The 16,809-nt window shown below is 68.7% G+C and carries 15 protein-coding genes; 13 read left to right on the forward strand and 2 right to left on the reverse strand.

Going from position 1 to position 16,809, the window contains the following annotated elements; all coding sequences use genetic code 11:
• Positions 1-25 precede the first annotated feature (25 nt).
• The 5 genes from J2S53_RS21425 to J2S53_RS21445 all read left to right on the forward strand — a co-directional run bounded on the left by J2S53_RS21425 (position 26) and on the right by J2S53_RS21445 (position 7,157).
• The gene (locus J2S53_RS21425; RefSeq protein WP_456242499.1) at positions 26-934 is read left to right on the forward strand and encodes a U32 family peptidase; all 909 of its coding nucleotides are present in this window, start codon (positions 26-28) and stop codon (positions 932-934) included.
• The gene (locus J2S53_RS21430) at positions 931-2,094 is read left to right on the forward strand and encodes a mandelate racemase/muconate lactonizing enzyme family protein (RefSeq protein WP_456242500.1); all 1,164 of its coding nucleotides are present in this window, start codon (positions 931-933) and stop codon (positions 2,092-2,094) included. The genes J2S53_RS21425 and J2S53_RS21430 overlap by 4 nt, the downstream gene beginning before the upstream one ends.
• A complete protein-coding gene (locus J2S53_RS21435) occupies positions 2,091-3,104 on the forward strand; it encodes a zinc-dependent alcohol dehydrogenase (RefSeq protein WP_456242501.1) in 1,014 nt (337 codons plus the stop codon). The genes J2S53_RS21430 and J2S53_RS21435 overlap by 4 nt, the downstream gene beginning before the upstream one ends.
• Positions 3,105-3,154: 50 nt before the next feature.
• Positions 3,155-4,636, forward strand: a complete 1,482-nt coding sequence (locus J2S53_RS21440) for an aldehyde dehydrogenase (NADP(+)) (RefSeq protein WP_456242502.1) — start codon at positions 3,155-3,157, stop codon at positions 4,634-4,636.
• A 217-nt stretch (positions 4,637-4,853) separates the two neighbouring features.
• Positions 4,854-7,157 (forward strand): xyloglucanase, encoded by a 2,304-nt coding sequence (locus J2S53_RS21445; RefSeq protein ID WP_456242503.1) that lies wholly within the window; start codon positions 4,854-4,856, stop codon positions 7,155-7,157.
• A gap of 446 nt (positions 7,158-7,603) precedes the next feature.
• On the opposite strand, the gene J2S53_RS21450 is transcribed toward J2S53_RS21445, so the two are convergent.
• Positions 7,604-8,833, reverse strand: a complete 1,230-nt coding sequence (locus J2S53_RS21450) for a PQQ-dependent sugar dehydrogenase (RefSeq protein ID WP_456242504.1) — start codon at positions 8,831-8,833, stop codon at positions 7,604-7,606.
• 296 nt (positions 8,834-9,129) lie between these two features.
• On the opposite strand from J2S53_RS21450, the gene J2S53_RS21455 reads away from it, so the two are divergent.
• The 7 genes from J2S53_RS21455 to J2S53_RS21485 all read left to right on the forward strand — a co-directional run bounded on the left by J2S53_RS21455 (position 9,130) and on the right by J2S53_RS21485 (position 14,936).
• Positions 9,130-10,071: a patatin-like phospholipase family protein gene (locus J2S53_RS21455; RefSeq protein WP_456242505.1), complete on the forward strand. Its 942-nt coding sequence runs from the start codon at positions 9,130-9,132 to the stop codon at positions 10,069-10,071.
• A 175-nt stretch (positions 10,072-10,246) separates the two neighbouring features.
• Entirely contained in the window at positions 10,247-10,549 is a 303-nt protein-coding gene (locus J2S53_RS21460) for an urease subunit gamma (RefSeq protein WP_456242506.1), read from the forward strand.
• Between the two features lie 28 nt (positions 10,550-10,577).
• Positions 10,578-11,000 (forward strand): urease subunit beta, encoded by a 423-nt coding sequence (locus tag J2S53_RS21465; protein ID WP_456242507.1) that lies wholly within the window; start codon positions 10,578-10,580, stop codon positions 10,998-11,000.
• Positions 10,993-12,732, forward strand: coding sequence for an urease subunit alpha (locus J2S53_RS21470; RefSeq protein WP_456242508.1), 1,740 nt, complete (start codon positions 10,993-10,995; stop codon positions 12,730-12,732). The genes J2S53_RS21465 and J2S53_RS21470 overlap by 8 nt, the downstream gene beginning before the upstream one ends.
• Positions 12,733-12,743: 11 nt before the next feature.
• Positions 12,744-13,442, forward strand: a complete 699-nt coding sequence (locus J2S53_RS21475) for an urease accessory protein UreF (protein WP_456242509.1) — start codon at positions 12,744-12,746, stop codon at positions 13,440-13,442.
• A complete protein-coding gene (gene ureG, locus J2S53_RS21480; RefSeq protein WP_456242510.1) occupies positions 13,432-14,172 on the forward strand; it encodes an urease accessory protein UreG in 741 nt (246 codons plus the stop codon). Before J2S53_RS21475 ends, ureG begins: the two co-directional genes overlap by 11 nt.
• Entirely contained in the window at positions 14,169-14,936 is a 768-nt protein-coding gene (locus tag J2S53_RS21485) for an urease accessory protein UreD (RefSeq protein ID WP_456242511.1), read from the forward strand. Before ureG ends, J2S53_RS21485 begins: the two co-directional genes overlap by 4 nt.
• Before the next feature lie 15 nt (positions 14,937-14,951).
• Here the strand turns inward: J2S53_RS21485 and J2S53_RS21490 are convergent, their stop codons facing one another.
• Entirely contained in the window at positions 14,952-15,548 is a 597-nt protein-coding gene (locus J2S53_RS21490) for a DUF1707 SHOCT-like domain-containing protein (RefSeq protein ID WP_456242512.1), read from the reverse strand.
• A gap of 135 nt (positions 15,549-15,683) precedes the next feature.
• Here J2S53_RS21490 and J2S53_RS21495 point away from each other — a divergent pair, with 135 nt between their 5' ends.
• A complete protein-coding gene (locus tag J2S53_RS21495) occupies positions 15,684-16,595 on the forward strand; it encodes an endonuclease (protein ID WP_456242513.1) in 912 nt (303 codons plus the stop codon).
• The last annotated feature ends 214 nt before the right edge of the window (positions 16,596-16,809 follow it).

Consider the following 16,809-nt stretch of genomic DNA (forward strand, 5'->3'; position numbering starts at 1 on the left):
ACGAACGTTCTTGCGATCCCAAGGATTGCCATCCGGGGACGCCGAGTCACCGCCGGACAGCTCGAAGCGTTTCCCGGACGGTGCTCGTTACCGGGTGGAGATCCCCAGCACCGAGGGGCCGGAAGTGCTCGACGCGGTGCTTGCCGAGGCCGATGAGCGCGATGTTCCGGTGCACCGGATCTCCCAGGGAAGCGGGGTGATGCTGCTCACCGACGACGAGCTCACGCGAATGGCGGGCACCGCCGCCCGCAACCACGTCGAGTTGAGCCTGTTCGCCCGCCCACAAGCCGGTTGGCACACCGGTGCGATGGCCTCGTCCCCGACCGGAGGCGCGGTCGCGTCCCAGGCGCGCGGAACCGAGCAGCTGGTTCACGTGCTCGAGGACATCCGCAGAAGCGCGGCGGCCGGAGTGCGCAGCGTGCTGATCACCGATCTGGGAGTGCTCTCCGTGGCTGCCAGAATGCGTGCCCAGCGGGAACTCCCCCCGGACATGCGCTTCAAAATCAGTGTCCAAATGGCACTGTCCAATCCGGCCTCTATACGTATCGCGGAGGAGTTCGGCGCCGACACCTACAACGTGCCGACCGATCTCTCCCCGGCACAACTGGCCGCGATCCGAGCCGCCACGGACCTTCCGCTCGACGTCTACATCGAGTCCCCCGACGATCTCGGCGGGTTCGTACGGCACTACGAGATAGCCGAGATAGTGCGGGTGGCCGCCCCGGTCTACGTCAAGTTCGGACTGCGCAACGCCCCCAACATCTATCCGAGCGGAAGCCATCTCACCGACACGGCCGTCGGCCTCGGGAGGGAACGCGTGCGCCGCGCCCGCATCGGGCTGGACATGCTGCACCGCTACATGCCCGAGGCGGAGACATCCGAGCTGCCCGTGGCCGATCTGGCCGTCCCGACCGAAGTGGGTGAACACCGATGAGGATCACGAAACTCGAACCCCTGGTGCTCGGCACCCCCTGGCGCGATCTGACCTATCTGCGGGTGCACACCGACGACGGCATCGTCGGTGTGGGGGAGACCCGCATGCTGGGCCACACCGAGGCGCTGCTCGGCTACTTCAACGAGGCCGCGCGCAACCACGTGATCGGCGCCGACCCCTTCAACACCGAAGCGCTGGTGTGGCGCATGAAGCGCGGGGACTACGGCCGCGCCGGTGAGGTCGTCATGTCCGGCATCGCGTGCGTGGAGATGGCCTGCTGGGACATCGTCGGCAAGGCGCTCGGGCAACCCGTCTGGCGGTTGCTGGGCGGGAACGTCCGAGACGGGATAAAGGCCTACGCCAACGGCTGGTACACCGTGGAGCGCACCGCCGAACAGTTCCACGAAGCGGCCCGTGCGGTGGTCGAAAGGGGATATCGGGCGCTCAAGTTCGATCCGTTCGGGCCGGGCCGTTGGGAACTGGAGCCCGCCGAGTCGCGGCGTTCCGTGGAACTCGTCTCCGCGGTGCGGGACGCCGTCGGCCCCGACGTGGAGATCCTGGTCGAGATGCACGGCCGGTTCACACCCGCCGAGGCCACCCGCATCGCGGGCGAACTCGCGCCGTTCGACCCCAGCTGGATCGAGGAACCGGTGCCACCGGAGAACCAGGAGGCGTTGGCCAAGGTCTCGCGGAACACCACGCTGCCGGTGGCCACAGGTGAGCGTATCCACGACCGCATCGAGTTCCGCGAGCTGTTCGCACACCAGTCCGCCGACATCATCCAACCCGACATCGGGCACTTCGGCGGAATAACGGAGACTCGGAAGGTCGCCGCCACCGCCGAGACCCACTACGTGCTGCTGGCCCCGCACAACGTCGGCGGCCCGGTGCTCACCGCGGCCAACCTGCACCTCGCCGCGGTGACGGAGAACTTCAAGATTCAGGAGCACTTCAACGACTTCGCCGACTCCCACGTGAAGCGGGCCGCGCCCGGAGTCCCCGAAGTGGAGGACGGCTACTTCGCACTTCCCACGGGCCCCGGCCTGGGGGTGGAGCTCGACGTCGACTTCGTGCGGGAGTACCCGGCACGCGGCGCGAGGTTCGACCTCTACGCCGAGGACTGGCAGTTTCGGGGCACGAAGGGAGAGAGCGCCTCGTGAGCGATGCCAGAGCGGTACGTATCGACGAACCCGGCAGCATTCGCGTCGTTCCCACCGAACCCACCGAACCCGGCCTCGGGGAGGCACTCGTCGAGATCGCCCGCAGCGGCATCTGCGGATCCGACCGCGAGGTCTTCACCGGCAACCGGCCCGCCGACTTCGTGAGCTACCCCGTGATCCCCGGCCACGAGTGGTCCGGCACCGTAGTCGAGGTGGGGCCGGACGTAACGGCTGACCTCCGTGGCCGGTTGGTCGTGGGGGAGGGATTCCGTGGTTGCGGGGTCTGCCCAGCCTGCCGCAGAGGCGACAACAATCTCTGCGCCACGCAGTACGAGGAAACCGGTTTCACCCGGCCCGGTGGCTGGTCGAACTACCTGACCCTGCCCGCGAGGCTGCTGCACGTGCTGCCCGACGACGCCGATCCGCGCGGTGCGGCGGTGCTGGAGCCGGCCGCGTGCGCGGCCGCGGCCACCCTCAAGCTCGCGGTGGTCCCCGGAGAGCGGGTCGCGGTGGTCGGCGGCGGGAGTCTCGGGCTGTTGTCCACCCAGCTGATCGCCGCCGCCTCGCCCGCGGAGCTGTCCGTGGTGGAGCCCGGCGAGCGGGCCGGGGTCGCCACCGCCTGTGGTGCCACCGGCCTCCACGATCCCGCGGCTGTCGAGCAGCTGGCGGGAAGCTACGACGCCGTGCTGGAGGCGGCGGGTGCGCCGGGCACGGCCGCGCTCGCCACCCGGTTGGCACGGCCCGGCGGCAGAGTGGTGCTCACCGGAGTGGCCGCCGACGATCCGGAACCACCGGATCCGGCACGCCTGGTGCTCTCGCAGCTCACGGTGCACACCGTCTTCGGCGCTCCCTCCCGTGCGTGGGGACACGCCGTATCGGCGTTCACCAGCGGTGTGCTGGATCCGGCTCTGCTCGTCACCCGCGAGCTGGAACTGGACGAGGCTTCCGAAGCGCTGCGCCTGCTCGGCGAACAGCGGGGTGCGGACGTGAAGATCCTGCTGCGCCCGTGACCCCGGCAGTCCGAACGCAGAACTCCGACCAGAGGAGGCAACCGAGTCCCATGACAACGTCCCGAGTCGTTTCCACCGGTGAAGACCACGAAACCGTGCTGGACAACGCCACCGCCGCCGCCGAGACGCTCGCCGCGACGAGTCCGGCGGACATCGCGGGTCTGCTCCGTGGGGTGGCGGCCGAGTTGGACGCCCACACCGAGGAGCTCGTGCCGCTGGCGCAGCGAGAGTCCCACCTGCCGGAGGGACGGCTGCGCGGCGAGCTCGTGCGCACCACGTTCCAACTGCGGTTGTTCGCGGACACCGTCGAGGAAGGCGCACACCTGAAGGCCACCATCGACACCCCGAATCCGGACTGGCCGACCGGTGCCCGCCCCGATCTGCGTCGTACCGTGCTGCCGCTCGGCCCGGTTCTGGTGTTCGCGGCCAGCAACTTCCCGTTCGCCTTCAGCGTCGCCGGGGGCGACACCGCCTCGGCCTTGGCCGCGGGCTGTCCCGTGGTGGTGAAGGCGCATCCGGGCCATCCCGAGCTGTCCCGTCGAACCGCCGAGATCGTCGCGGGGGCGTTGACGAGTGCCGGGGCTCCCGAGGGGACCTTCGCGCTCGTGGAGGGGACCGAGCAGGCCAAGGCCGTGCTGCTGGACGAGCGGGTCCGGGCCGGTGCGTTCACCGGCTCGAACACGGCGGGCCGTGCGCTGTTCGATCTCGCCTGCTCCCGGAACTCACCCATCCCGTTCTACGCCGAGATGGGCAGCGTGAACCCCGCTTTCGTGACTCCCGAGGCCGCCGCCGGTCGGGGCGCGGAGATCGCGCGAGGGTATCTCGACTCCTACACGCTGGGTGTCGGGCAGTTCTGCACGAAGCCCGGCCTGCTGCTGGTGCCGTCCAGCGCGGCGCAGCGGTTCCGCGACGTTCTCATCCCCGAGGTGGAACAGCGGGCCGCCGCCCCCATGCTCAACGACGGCATCGAGAACGCGTTCCGGGAGACCCTCGGTGCGTTGGGCGGCCACGCGGCGGTGGAAACCCTGGTCTCCGGGCGCCGCTCCGAGGGCGAGGTCGGCCCGAGCCTGCTCTACACCAGCGCGCGCGAGCTCGTCGACAACCGGGAGGAGCTCACGGCCGAGTGCTTCGGGCCGGCCTCGCTGTTGGTGGGCTACTCCGACACCGACGAGTTGCTGGAAGCGGCCGGTGTCTTCACCGGGGAGCTGACGGCGACCGTGCACGGCAACGAGGAGGAGAGCATCGTCGCGCCGCTGTACCGGACGCTGCGCGCACGCGTGGGCAGGTTGGTCTGGAACGGTTGGCCCACGGGGGTAAGCGTCAGCCACGGCATGCAGCACGGTGGGCCGTACCCCGCCACCACGGCGCCGATACACACCTCGGTCGGCACGGCGGGCATCGAGCGGTTCCTGCGTCCGGTGTCGTTCCAGAACGCGCCGCGGGAGGTGCTGCCCGAAGCGCTCCGGGACGGCAACCCGCTGGGAGTGCCGCGTCGCGTGAACGGGCGGATGGAGACGCCCGAGCAGGACTGACCGGAACATCGCGTCGAAGGCCCGGCGATTTCGCGAGAAATCGACGCCGCACAGTGTCGTGCCGGGCCCTCCGGCCGACTCTCGCCGTGGACTCCGGACGCACGTCCGTGTCCGGAGTCCACACTGGTCCATTCCGGCGTTTCCGTGAGTCGCCTCGTTGACAGCGATGTGAAGCGCTTCGATTCTGGGAGCGCTCCCAAAACTTCGGAGGTAGCTCATGTGGCGACGGTTACCCGTACTGCTGGCGGCCACGCTGTTGGCTGCCGTGCCGCTCACGAGCCCGGCGAGCACGGCATCCTCGGCGGAGGCCGAGCCCGCGGCCCACAGTGAACAGTACGACTGGCGCAACGCACAGATCGGCGGTGGCGGATTCGTCCCGGGGATCGTGTTCAACCGGACCGAGCCGGGACTGGTCTACGCGAGAACCGACATCGGTGGTGCCTACCGACGTGACTCCGGTACCGACGGTCGCTGGGTACCCCTGCTGGACTGGGTGGGTCAGGACAACTGGGGTTACAACGGTGTGGCGAGCCTGGCGACCGACCCGGTGAACCCGGACCGCGTCTACGCCGCCGTCGGCATGTACACCAACAGCTGGGACCCCAACAACGGCGCCATCCTGCGCTCGAAGGACCGTGGCGAGAGCTGGAAGGTCACCGAACTGCCGTTCAAACTCGGCGGGAACATGCCCGGCCGCGGCATGGGAGAACGGCTGGCGATCGATCCCAACGACAACAGCGTGCTCTACCTGGGCACCCCCAGCGGAAACGGTCTGTGGCGCAGCACCGACCACGGCAAGACCTGGTCCGAGGTGGGGAACTTCCCGAATCCCGGCAACTACGTCGCCGACCCGAGCGACACCACCGGACTGTACTCGGACAACCAGGGGGTCAGCTGGGTCGCCTTCGACCGCGGCAGCGGATCCGGCGGTTCCCCCACCAACGACATCTACGTCGGGGTGGCCGACAAGCAGAACACGATCTACCGCAGCACCGACGCCGGAGCCACCTGGGAACGTGTTCCGAACCAGCCGACCGGTCACCTCGCCCACAAGGCAGTGATCGACAGCCGGAACGGCTACCTCTACATGGCCACCAGCGACACGGGCGGCCCGTACGACGGCAGCTCGGGCGACGTGTGGAAACTCGACACCGAAACCGGTGCGTGGACCCGGGTAAGCCCGGTGCCGTCGACCAGCTCCGACAACTACTACGGCTACAGCGGGCTGACCATCGACCGGCAGAACCCGGACACGCTCATGGTCGCCACCCAGGTCTCGTGGTATCCGGACGTGATCCTCTTCCGCAGTACCGACGGCGGCCAGAACTGGAGCCGCATCTGGGACTGGGGCGCCTATCCGAACCGGGAACTGAACTACGAGATGGACATCTCCTCGGTTCCCTGGCTGACCTTCGGAACCGAGCAACCCGCCCCGCCGGAGACCTCGCCGAAGCTCGGTTGGATGACCGAATCGGTGGAGATAGACCCGTTCGACTCCGATCGGATGCTCTACGGCACCGGCGCCACGATCTACGGGACCGACAACCTCACCGAGTGGGACAAGGGAAACAAGATCACTATCGAACCGCGGGTGGCGGGACTGGAGGAGACCGCGGTGTTCGACCTGATCAGCCCACCGGGCGGCGCTCCGGTGCTGTCCGCCCTCGGTGACCTCGGTGGTTTCCGGCACGAGCGGCTGGACGAGATCCCGGACACGATTTACGAGAATCCCGTCTTCACCAGTACCACGAGCATGGACTACGCGGGCACCTCGCCCGACACGATCGTCCGGGTGGGTGAGTTCGACAAGTCGAGCAGGCCCGATGACAGCCGGGTGGCGTTCTCCGACGACGGTGGGAAGAGCTGGTTCCAGAACACCGAACCCTCCGGTGTCACGGGCGGCGGCACCGTCGCGGCCGCCGCGGACGGCAGCGGCTTCGTATGGAGTCCGGAAGGTACCGGGGTGCACTACACGACCGACCAGGGCGCGAGCTGGCAGTCCGCCAGCGGTATTCCCGATGGTGCGCGCGTGGAGTCCGACCGCGTCGACCCGGACAAGTTCTACGGTTTCCACCAGGGAACCTTCTACGTCAGCACAGACGGCGGGGCCACCTTCACGGCTTCGTCCGCTTCCGAGCTCCCGACCGGCAGCGGTTACTTCAAGGCCGTTCCCGGACGCGCAGGCGAGATCTGGCTGACCGGCGAAGGCGGACTCTGGCACTCGACCGACTCGGGAGAGTCCTTCAGCAGGATCTCCGGAGTGGCCGGTTCCGACAACATCGGATTCGGCAAGTCCGCGCCGGGAAGCGACTATCCCGCCATGTACTCGATCGCCACGATCGATGGAGTGACCGGTGTCTTCCGTTCCGACGACGCCGGACAGAGCTGGACTCGCATCAACGACGACCAGCATCAGTACGGCAACATCGGCGACGCCATCACCGGTGATCCCGATGTCTACGGGCGGGTCTACCTCGGCACCAACGGACGAGGCGTTATCTACGCCGACCCCTCGAACTAGGTGCGTCGGTCGGTTTGCGTGGCGGTGCGCTCGGCGGAACCTCTGGCACGGCTCTCGCTCCGGGAGGCCCGACATCGGGTAGGGACCTACACAACGTCGGGCCTTCCTCGCGAGAGCCGCACCGGAGAACCCGCGGCGGTGCCGACCGTGAAGATGGTGGGGGATCGCCCTGCGTCGAGGGCGCGATGATTTCGCGAGAAATCAACGACAGCTGGGGCCGCACCGCTCCATCGGCCCGGCAATTTCGCGGGCGGTCTCAGGGGGTGCGTTGCCCAAGCGGCGCGGCGATTTCGTGGGAAATCCACGCCGAGACAGCGGTGATGCGGGTGAGGTAGGGCCGCGCAGCGCTTCTCGTGATGAGCGTTCACTCCGATGAGTGACGGAACCGGCCGGGTGGAAGGGTTCCACCCGGCCGGTTCGTCGCGCTCACGAGCCGCGTCGGAGTATCAGGAGTCCGTGGAGAAGGACAGCCGGTACAGCATGCCGGGCAGGTCGTTGACCACGTACAGCTCGCCGGAGCTGTCCGCTCCGAAGGCGGTGACCTGGATGGGCAGTTTCCCGAGCTTGGCGCTCTGATAGGTGTGTCCGCCGTCGTCGCTGCGGATGCCCCACACGTTGGCCGAGCAGTAGTCCGCCGCCAGGTAGGTGCCGTCCGCGACGTCCGAGTACCGCTCTCCCCGGTAGACCCGTCCGCCGATCACGGCGCAACCCTCCACCGAGGTCTGGTAGGTGAACACCGGCTCCACGTAGTCGGCGGACGGGTCGCACCGGTCCGGGGCGAATTGCTCCGTCCCCTCCATGCAGGACCAGCCGAAGTTCTGATCGCGCACTCCTTGCGGGATCCGGTTCACCTCCTCGAGGGAACCCTGCCCGACATCGGCGATCCACAGCGATCTGCCCTCCGGGTCGAAGGAGATCCGCCACGGATTGCGCAGTCCGTAACTCCAGATCTCGTCACGCGCTCCGGGAGTGTGCGCGTAAGGGTTGTCCGGCGGTACGCAGTACGGCAGATCACCGCACTTCCTGCTGACGTCGATCCGCAGCACCTTGCCCAACAGCGTGCCGAGGTCCTGTCCGCTGCGCAGCGGGTCCCCCGCGCCTCCGCCGTCGCCGATTCCCATGTAGAGAAACCCGTCCGGACCGAAGGCGATGTCGCCACCGTTGTGGTTGGTGTGCTCGGCGTGTGGTTGGCTGAGCAGGACTTCCTCGGAGGCGGCCGGGTCGTCCGCCGCCAGCGAGAACCGTGACAGGGTCACGGCGGCGTCGGAGGACCGGGTGTAGGCGGCGTAGAGGGTGTTGTTCCCGGTGTCCTCGGGGGAGGGAACTATACCGAGCAACCCCTGCTCGTTGCCCGCGTTCTCCACCCGGTTCGTTATGTCGAGTACCGGTTGCTCCATCGTGCCGCTCGCGGGGTCGTAGGCGCGTACCGTGCCCGGTTTCTCGGCTATGAGCATTCGGCCGGTGCCGTCCGAAGCGGACGTGATGTCGGTGGGACGTCGCAGTCGCTCCGTGTCCACCCGCGTGGCCGTGACGTCCAGGTCCGTCAGCGCCGGTCGCTGAGCTCGGGCGGTGGTGGCCCCGGTGGTTCCGGTGGGGGATTCCGCCACGGCCGGTGCGCCCAGGGTTACCGTGCTCAGGACCAGTGACAGGAGTATCGTGCCGGTTCTTCGTCGCATTTCGCTCTCCCTGTCGGGGTGCGGTTGCTTGATCGGTTCCGTTTGCCGGTCGATCCAGCGGGAAATGGCCGCTCGCCACGGCTCCCCCGGGGTCCGGGTCGGGGCGTGGAGCAACGCCGCTGTCGCCGTGGCTGGGGAGTATGCTATGGGAGCGCTCCCAAAAAGAGTAGGGTGCGTTCGGGGGAGTTGGTGCTCGCGCGCTCGGGTGCAGCCGAGGAACTCTAGGCCGAACGTCGCGATGTGATCCGCCGCTCCGGTTCCCGGCGATCGCGGCGTACCGCGGATATCTTGGGGTCGTGACTATCGGGAGGGAAACGACGAGAACCACCGCGTGGGTGCTGCCGGGAGGGTCCACGTTCGGCGCGGTGCAGGCAGGTCTGATCAGCGCACTGTTCGAGGGCGGTATCACCCCCGACATGCTGGTCGGCACCTCGGCCGGGGCGCTGAACTCGGCCTGGCTGGCAGCGGACCCGACCTCGCGCGGGGCCGAGCGGCTTAGGGAACTGTGGACGGGGATGCGGCGCCGCGACGTGTTTCCCGTCGACCCGCTGCGCATCCTGGCGGGCAAGCTGGGGATGTCGAACCACCTGATGAGCAATCGCGGTCTGGCGACGTGGTTGCGCCGAACCCTGCCCTTTCGGACGTTGGAGGAGGCGCGGTTGCCGCTCACGGTCACCACGACCGATGTGGACACCAGTGAGGCGGTGTTCCTGGAAAGCGGCCCTGCGTTGCCCGCACTGGTGGCCTCGTGCGCCATTCCCGGCGTGTTCCCGCCCGTCGAGGTGGCGGGACGTTCGCTCATCGACGGTGGTCCGGCGGCGTTCATGCCGATCAGCCGTGCGGTGGCGCGGGGCGCGGAACGCGTGTACGTGCTGCCCTGCAGCGGAACCCGTTCCCTGGAGTCGGACGAGGCGCGGTTCGGGGTACTGCCGCCACCGAGGCGACCTGCCGGGTCGATCAGCGGTATCAACGGTGCCGCGCTGAGCGCGGCCATGTTCGCGGCCTCGACACTGGACATGCAGCTCAACGCGGCGCACTGCGAACTCTACGTGCTGCCCTCGCCGAAGGTGGAGCGGCTTTCGCCCTACTCGTTCCGCCACTCGGCCGCGCTGATCGACTGGGCCTGGCGCACGGCGCGCGACTGGTTGCCCACCGCGCGACCCGTTCCCGTGGCTCCGGTGGACATCGCGGGAGAGGCCCGTGCGCCTGGTGGGATGCTCGAAATCACCGATTCGTGACGAAATTCCTCGTTCCTCGGCTCATCGGCCGGTCGATCGAACGTGGCGAGGCGGGGTGACTCGGTGTTTTACCGCTTCCTTCGGCAGATGAACGTTGTGAGTAGTTCTGTTTCGTCGTGATGAATTCCGTGGTGGCGCTGATGCGGAAAGTCATTCGCAATGCTAAAAACGTGCCATGCACCTGGCACCGCAGGAACGTGACAAGCTGCTCGTCTACGTCGCGGCCCAGCTCGCCCGCAGCAGGTTGGAACGCGGGCTGCGGATGAACCATCCCGAGGCGATCGCGTTGATCACCGATCACGTGGCCGAGGGAGCGCGTGAGGGGCGCAGCGTCTCCGAACTGATGTCCAGTGGCCGACACGTGTTGACCAGGGAGCAGGTCATGGAGGGTGTGGCCGAGATGATCGACGACGTCCAGGTGGAGGCCACGTTCCCGGACGGGACCAAGCTCGTCACGGTGCACTCGCCGATCCAGTAGGGCACTCGCCGATCCAGCAGGAGTTCGTGTGTATCCCGGAGAGATCATTCCCGCCGCCGAGCCCGTGCCTCTCAATCCGGGACGGCCTCGGGTGCGGCTGACCGTCCGCAACCTTGCCGACCGGCCGGTGCAGGTCGGTTCGCACTACCACTTCGCCGTGGCCAACCCGGGGCTCGAGTTCGACCGGGACGCCGCATGGGGGCAGCGGCTGGACATCGCCGCGGGCACCGCGGTGCGTTTCGAACCGGGGATCGAACGTGAGGTCGAGCTGGTCCCGATCGGTGGTGCGCGCACCGTGCCGGGGCTTCGTACCGAGTTCGCGGGCTCCCTCGACTCCGCGTCTTTCGATGCCGCCCGCCTCGATCCCATCCCTCTCGATCCCGGCCGTTTCCGAAACGGCGGCTCCGAGCCCGAGGATCCGGAGCGATCCGGAAAGGACCCGCATGACTGACCACAGCGATCCCAAGGAGATCGACCGGGAGCGCTATCTGGAACTGTTCGGGCCCACCACCGGTGACCGGATCCGGCTCGCCGACACCGACCTGCTCGTGGAGGTCACCGAGGACTTGGCCACCGGTCCGCACGGATCCGGCGAGGAGGCCGTGTTCGGCGGTGGCAAGGTCGTGCGCGAGTCCATGGGGCAGTCGACCGCCACCAGGGCCGAAGGGGCACCGGACCTGGTCATCACCGGAGCGGTGATCCTCGACCACTGGGGTGTGGTCAAAGCCGACGTGGCCGTGCGTGACGGGCGGATCGTCGGCATCGGCAAGGCGGGAAACCCGGACACCGCCGACGGGGTCGATCCCGCGATGGTGATCGGCCCGGCGACCGAGATCGTCGCGGGCAACGGCAGGATTCTCACCGCCGGCGCCATCGACTGCCACGTGCACTTCATCTGCCCGCAGGAGATCGAGGCCGCGCTGGCTTCCGGCGTCACCACCCTCATCGGAGGTGGCACCGGCCCGGCCGAGGGGTCCAAGGCCACCACGGTCACGCCCGGCGAGTGGAACCTCTCCCGGATGCTGCTCGCGCTGGAGACAGCGCCGGTGAACACCCTGCTGCTGGGCAAGGGGAACACCGCGAGCCAGGAGGCGCTGACCGAGCAGTTGCGTGGCGGTGCCGGGGGGCTCAAGCTGCACGAGGACTGGGGCGCGACTCCCTCGGCCATCGACGCCGCGCTGCGCGCCGCCGACCGCAGTGGTGTCCAGGTCGCGATCCACACCGACACGCTCAACGAGGCGGGCTTTCTGGAGTCCACTCTGGATTCCGTGGCGGGCAGGTCGATCAACGCCTACCACGCGGAGGGAGCCGGCGGCGGGCACGCGCCGGACATCATCAAGGTGGCGGGCCACTCCCACGTGCTGCCCTCCTCGACCAATCCGACCAGGCCGCACACGGTCAACACCATCGACGAGCACCTGGACATGTTGATGGTCTGCCACCACCTGAACCCCTCGGTCCCGGAAGACCTGGCCTTCGCGGAGAGCCGCATCCGCCCGACCACCATCGCGGCCGAGGACGTGCTGCACGACCTCGGCGCGATCTCCATGATCGGTTCGGACGCGCAGGCCATGGGCCGGATCGGCGAGGTGGTAACCCGCACTTGGCAGACGGCGCACGTCATGAAACGCGGCAGGGGAGCGCTGCCGGGCGACGACGCCGCGGACAACCGACGCGCCCGCCGCTACATCGCCAAGTACACCGTCAACCCGGCGATCGCGCACGGCATCGACGGCTCCGTCGGATCCGTCGAGGTGGGCAAGCTCGCCGACATCGTGCTGTGGGAGCCGAAGTTCTTCGGAGTCCGACCGCACGCGGTGTTCAAGAGTGGATTCGCGGTGCGGGCCGCGATGGGCGACGCCAACGCCTCCATCCCCACACCGCAGCCGGTGCTGTCCCGCCCGATGTTCGGTGCCGAACCGCGCGCGGCGGCAGCGGGATCGGTGTCATTCGTGGCCCCCGAGACGCTCGGGACGGGGCTGGCGGAACGGTTGGGGCTGCGTCGAGAGCTCGTCGGGACCTCCGACACGCGTGCTGTGACGAAGCGGGACATGCGGCACAACGAGGCCACCCCTGACGTGCGGATCGATCCGGACAGTTTCGCGGTGCGGGTGGACGGTGAACTCGTCGAGCCCCAGCCGGTATCCGAGGTTCCCATGGCGCAGCGCTACTTCCTGTTCTGATGACACCCGCGATGTCCACAGTTTCACTCGCGACGCTCGCGCTCGCCGACTCACGGTTCCCCGGCGGTGGTCACGCGCACTCCGGTGGTCTGGAGGAGGCGGTGCACCGCGGCAACGTGTCCGGGCCGGAGCAGTTGGCCGAGTTCCTCCACGGGAGGCTGCACGGAGCCGGTGCGCAGGCGGCGGCCTTCGCCGCTGCCGCCGCACACGCCGCCGCCAGGGGAGTGCGTCCGGACCACTGGTCGCTGTTGGACGCCGAACTCGACGCGAGAACACCGTCGCCCGCCCAGCGCGCGGCGAGCCGTGCGCAGGGCCGGGGCACGCTTCGCGCGGGTCGGGCGGCGTGGCCCTCGCGCGCCCTCGACGAGCTGCTCGCCACAACGGGCAGTCCACATCATCCGATCGTGGTCGGTGTGCTGCTGGGGGCGGGCGCGTCCGGTTCACCGGCCGATGCCGCTTCCGTGGTGGCCTATCTGTCGGTCAGCGGTCCGGCGTCCGCCGCGGTTCGGCTGCTGGGGTTGGACCCGTTCGCGGCCAACGCGGCGGTCACCGCGTTGCGGGCCGATACCGAGCGCATCGCGGCGGAAGCGGCACGGACGGCGGGCCACCGGCCCGAGAGCCTGCCCGGTACCAGTTCCCCGGCACTCGATCTGCTCGCCGAACAACACCAACGACACCACCGGGAAGAGGTACGGCTCTTTGCAAGCTGAACACCAGCACCACGTACACGGCCAGGACGGCCATCGCCATCCGGTCGATTTCGACCCGACCGCCGCGGGCCCCGATCCGTTCGCGCCCACGGCCTCGGGCAGCAGGCCGGTGCGGATCGGCATCGGAGGTCCGGTCGGCAGCGGCAAGACCGCGTTGACCGCGGCGCTGTGCCGCACTCTCGGGGCCGAACTCGAACTCGCGGTGGTCACCAACGACATCTACACCACCGAGGACGCGGACTTCCTGCGGCAGGCGGGAGTGCTGGATCCCGGTCGGATCGAGGCGGTGCAGACCGGTGCCTGCCCGCACACCGCCATCAGGGACGACATCACCGCGAACCTGGACGCGGTGGAGCGGCTGCAGCAGCGTTACGCCTCGCTGGATCTCGTGCTCGTCGAGAGCGGCGGCGACAACCTCACCGCGGTGTTCAGCCGCGGGTTGGCGGACGTGCAGGTCTTCGTGGTCGACGTAGCAGGCGGTGACAAGGTACCCCGCAAGGGCGGGCCGGGTGTCACCACGGCTGACCTGCTGGTCGTCAACAAGGTGGATCTGGCCGAACGGGTGGGTGCGGACATGGCGGTCATGCTCGCCGACGCCCACCGGATGCGTGGTGAGCTGGCCGTGCTCGCGCAGTCGCTGACCGAGGATCCGGCAGCCTCGGCGGCTGCCGACTGGGTGAGGCGGCAGCTCGCGGAGCACCGAGCCGCCGTGGGGCCGAGCGCGGAATGAAGTCGGCCGCTTCGTTGACCGTCGAACTCGACGGTGCGGGCAACTCGGTGGTGCGGCGGTTGCGTTCGATGGCACCGCTGACCCTGGTGCCGCGCCGTCGTCGCACTCCCTCGACGGGAGGGGCGGTCGTGCACCTGGTGGGCTCGGCCACCTCGCCGTTGGGCGGGGACGATCTCACGCTGCGGGTCCGGGTCGGTGCCGGTGCTCGGCTGCTGTTGCGCGGTATCGCGGCTTCCCTGGCGTTGCCGGGGCACGGCCCCGGTGGCAGCCGCGGTTCGATCAGCATCGACGTCGAGGAGGGCGGCACCGTCGAGTACCTGCCCGAGCCCACGGTGGTGACCTCCCGCGCCGAACACCGTGCCGACCTCTCGGTGCGACTGGCCGACTCGGCGCGGGCCTGCTTCCGGGAGACGTTGGTGCTGGGGCGCACCGGGGAGGAACCGGGCGGATTGGTGACCACTACGAGCCTGGAGCGCGCGGGCAGGCCGCTGTTGCGACACACCTTCGAGGCCGGGCGGCAGCGGTTGCGTGCCAGTCACGCCCATCTCGGAGGTGCCCGGGTGCTGGCCAACGAGGTCGTGGTCTGGGGCCGGGATCCCGAGCCGCGTTCGGAGGTGGACTGGGCACTGCAGCCGTTGGCGGGTGGGGGATCGCTGACCACTGTGCTCACCGCCGACACGGTGACGGCTCGACGGCGGTTGGCCGAAGCCCGGGCGGTGCATCCGGCAGGGGACGATCTCACCCCGGTCGGGACGGCCGGTTGAATCCGCACCGCTCACTCAGTCGGCCCGCTCACCGGGCTCTTTGCTGTAGATGCTCACTCCGCCACAGAACGCGAAACCAGTTATGAGTACCTTGATCTCGCTCTGCGAGGCCGCGCCGCGCACCTCTCGCTCCACACCGCCCATGATCGCGGCGCACCGGTCCTCGATCCTGGTGCCCGGGGGCACGATGACCTCGATTCCGCCCATGATCGCGTAGCAGCGGATCTCGACCTCGTCCGCGTCGAGGTAGGCTTCCCGGAGGTCGATGCTGCCACCGCCCCAGAAGGCGAACGTGGCGAAACGCGGCGGCACGCGCCAGTGTCCGGCGCGCTCGGTGTAGCTCATGATCCCCACCGCCGTCCTGCCCGGAGTCGAGTCCGAGGTCGAGCCACGGGAGGACGTGCCGGTCCCCGCCGCTTTGCCGGTCTCGTCGGGCAGATCGCTGATCAGCGGTGCCAGCTCGCTGTAGGTTCGCGCGCGGTACGCTTCGGCGATCCGCTCGTCGAACTCGTTCAGCGTCAACCGACCTTCCTGCTGTGCCTGTCGCAGCAGGGTCGCGATCTGTTCCCTGTCGTCGTCTGACGCGCGCAAGTCGGGCGATTCGCTCGGCATGGCACAGAGCATACTTCCGAAGGCCGTTTCCGGGTGCTCCTGTCGCGGGTTGAGGTGCCGGGCGCCCGACCGTACCTTCAATGCGAGTTGTTTTCGTATTCGTTTGGTGATCGCAGTCTCATTCGGAGTAACGACATGCCTCGACGCAGCGCCCTCTGCTCGGTCGCAGCCCTCTGTTCGCTCGCGTTGGCCGCGCCGCTGGCCACCGGCCCCGGGGTCGCGCACGCGGCCGAACAGCCCCGAACCGACGGGAGCTTCTCCGCACTGACCTACAACGTGGCCGGACTGCCCGATTTTGTCTCCGGCAGCGACCCGGCGACCAACACACCGTTGATCAGCGAGCGGCTGCCGCACTACGACCTGGTCAACGTTCAGGAGGACTTCAACTACCACGACGAGCTGTACGCCGCCGACGACCACCGGCATCGCACCGAGACCAGTGGTCCCGCCGTCTTCGGCGACGGGCTCAACACGCTCTCCCGCGATCCGATCGCCGACTTTCGACGGATCACCTGGGACGAGTGCTACGGAACCGACTGCCTGACGCCGAAAGGCTTCAGCCACGCCCGGATCGAGCTCGCCGCGGGAACCGGGTTCGACCTGTACAACGTGCACGCCAACGCGGGAACCGACTCCGGCGATCTCGCGGCCCGTCGGTCCAACCTGGCACAGCTCTCCGAGTACATCCGGCGGAACTCGCGGGACAGGGCCGTGATCGTCATGGGCGACACCAACACCCGCTACACCAGGGAGGGTGACAACATTCGCCAACTGGTGGACGACAACGGGCTCACCGACGCCTGGGTGCGGCTCGAACGGGGCGGGAGCCGTCCCGCCGCCGGTGCCGCTCCGCTGGAGTGCGATCCCGACGCGCCGAGCGACTCCTGCGAGGTGGTGGACAAGATCCTGTACCGCGACGGGGGTGGTCTCGACCTCACGGCGGTCGACTACGGCAACGAGCACACCGCGTTCCTGGACGAATCCGGCGAACCGCTGTCCGACCACTTCCCGCACCGCGTCCACTTCGAATGGACCTCCACCGAGTAGGGGTTCGCCGCTCGGTTCGTCGAGGTGGCCGGGTGGCGGAACCTCTCGTGCGGCTCTCGCTGCGGGTGCCCCGACATCGGGTAGCGATACAACGTCGGGGCCGTCCTCGCGAGAGCCGCACGAGAGAACCCGCGGGTGGTCGGGCCGCGTGCGTGGGGTTCGGTGGTGCCGGTGCGCAGCGTCGGTGGCGTCGATTTCCCGCGAAATCGCCGCC

The organism is Actinopolyspora lacussalsi (genome assembly GCA_030803735.1).
Classification (GTDB): Bacteria; Actinomycetota; Actinomycetes; order Mycobacteriales; family Pseudonocardiaceae; genus Actinopolyspora; species Actinopolyspora lacussalsi.

Bases quoted from the DNA above. Each gene is read 5' to 3' on its own strand.
- J2S53_RS21495 (WP_456242513.1), top strand. From the start codon at position 15,684: ATGCCTCGACGCAGCGCCCTCTGCTCGGTCGCAGCCCTCTGTTCGCTC.
- J2S53_RS21490 (WP_456242512.1), bottom strand. From the start codon at position 15,548: ATGCCGAGCGAATCGCCCGACTTGCGCGCGTCAGACGACGACAGGGAA.
- J2S53_RS21430 (WP_456242500.1), top strand. From the start codon at position 931: ATGAGGATCACGAAACTCGAACCCCTGGTGCTCGGCACCCCCTGGCGC.
- J2S53_RS21470 (WP_456242508.1), top strand. From the start codon at position 10,993: ATGACTGACCACAGCGATCCCAAGGAGATCGACCGGGAGCGCTATCTG.
- J2S53_RS21460 (WP_456242506.1), top strand. From the start codon at position 10,247: ATGCACCTGGCACCGCAGGAACGTGACAAGCTGCTCGTCTACGTCGCG.
- J2S53_RS21450 (WP_456242504.1), bottom strand. From the start codon at position 8,833: ATGCGACGAAGAACCGGCACGATACTCCTGTCACTGGTCCTGAGCACG.
- J2S53_RS21485 (WP_456242511.1), top strand. From the start codon at position 14,169: ATGAAGTCGGCCGCTTCGTTGACCGTCGAACTCGACGGTGCGGGCAAC.
- J2S53_RS21445 (WP_456242503.1), top strand. From the start codon at position 4,854: ATGTGGCGACGGTTACCCGTACTGCTGGCGGCCACGCTGTTGGCTGCC.
- J2S53_RS21475 (WP_456242509.1), top strand. From the start codon at position 12,744: ATGTCCACAGTTTCACTCGCGACGCTCGCGCTCGCCGACTCACGGTTC.
- J2S53_RS21440 (WP_456242502.1), top strand. From the start codon at position 3,155: ATGACAACGTCCCGAGTCGTTTCCACCGGTGAAGACCACGAAACCGTG.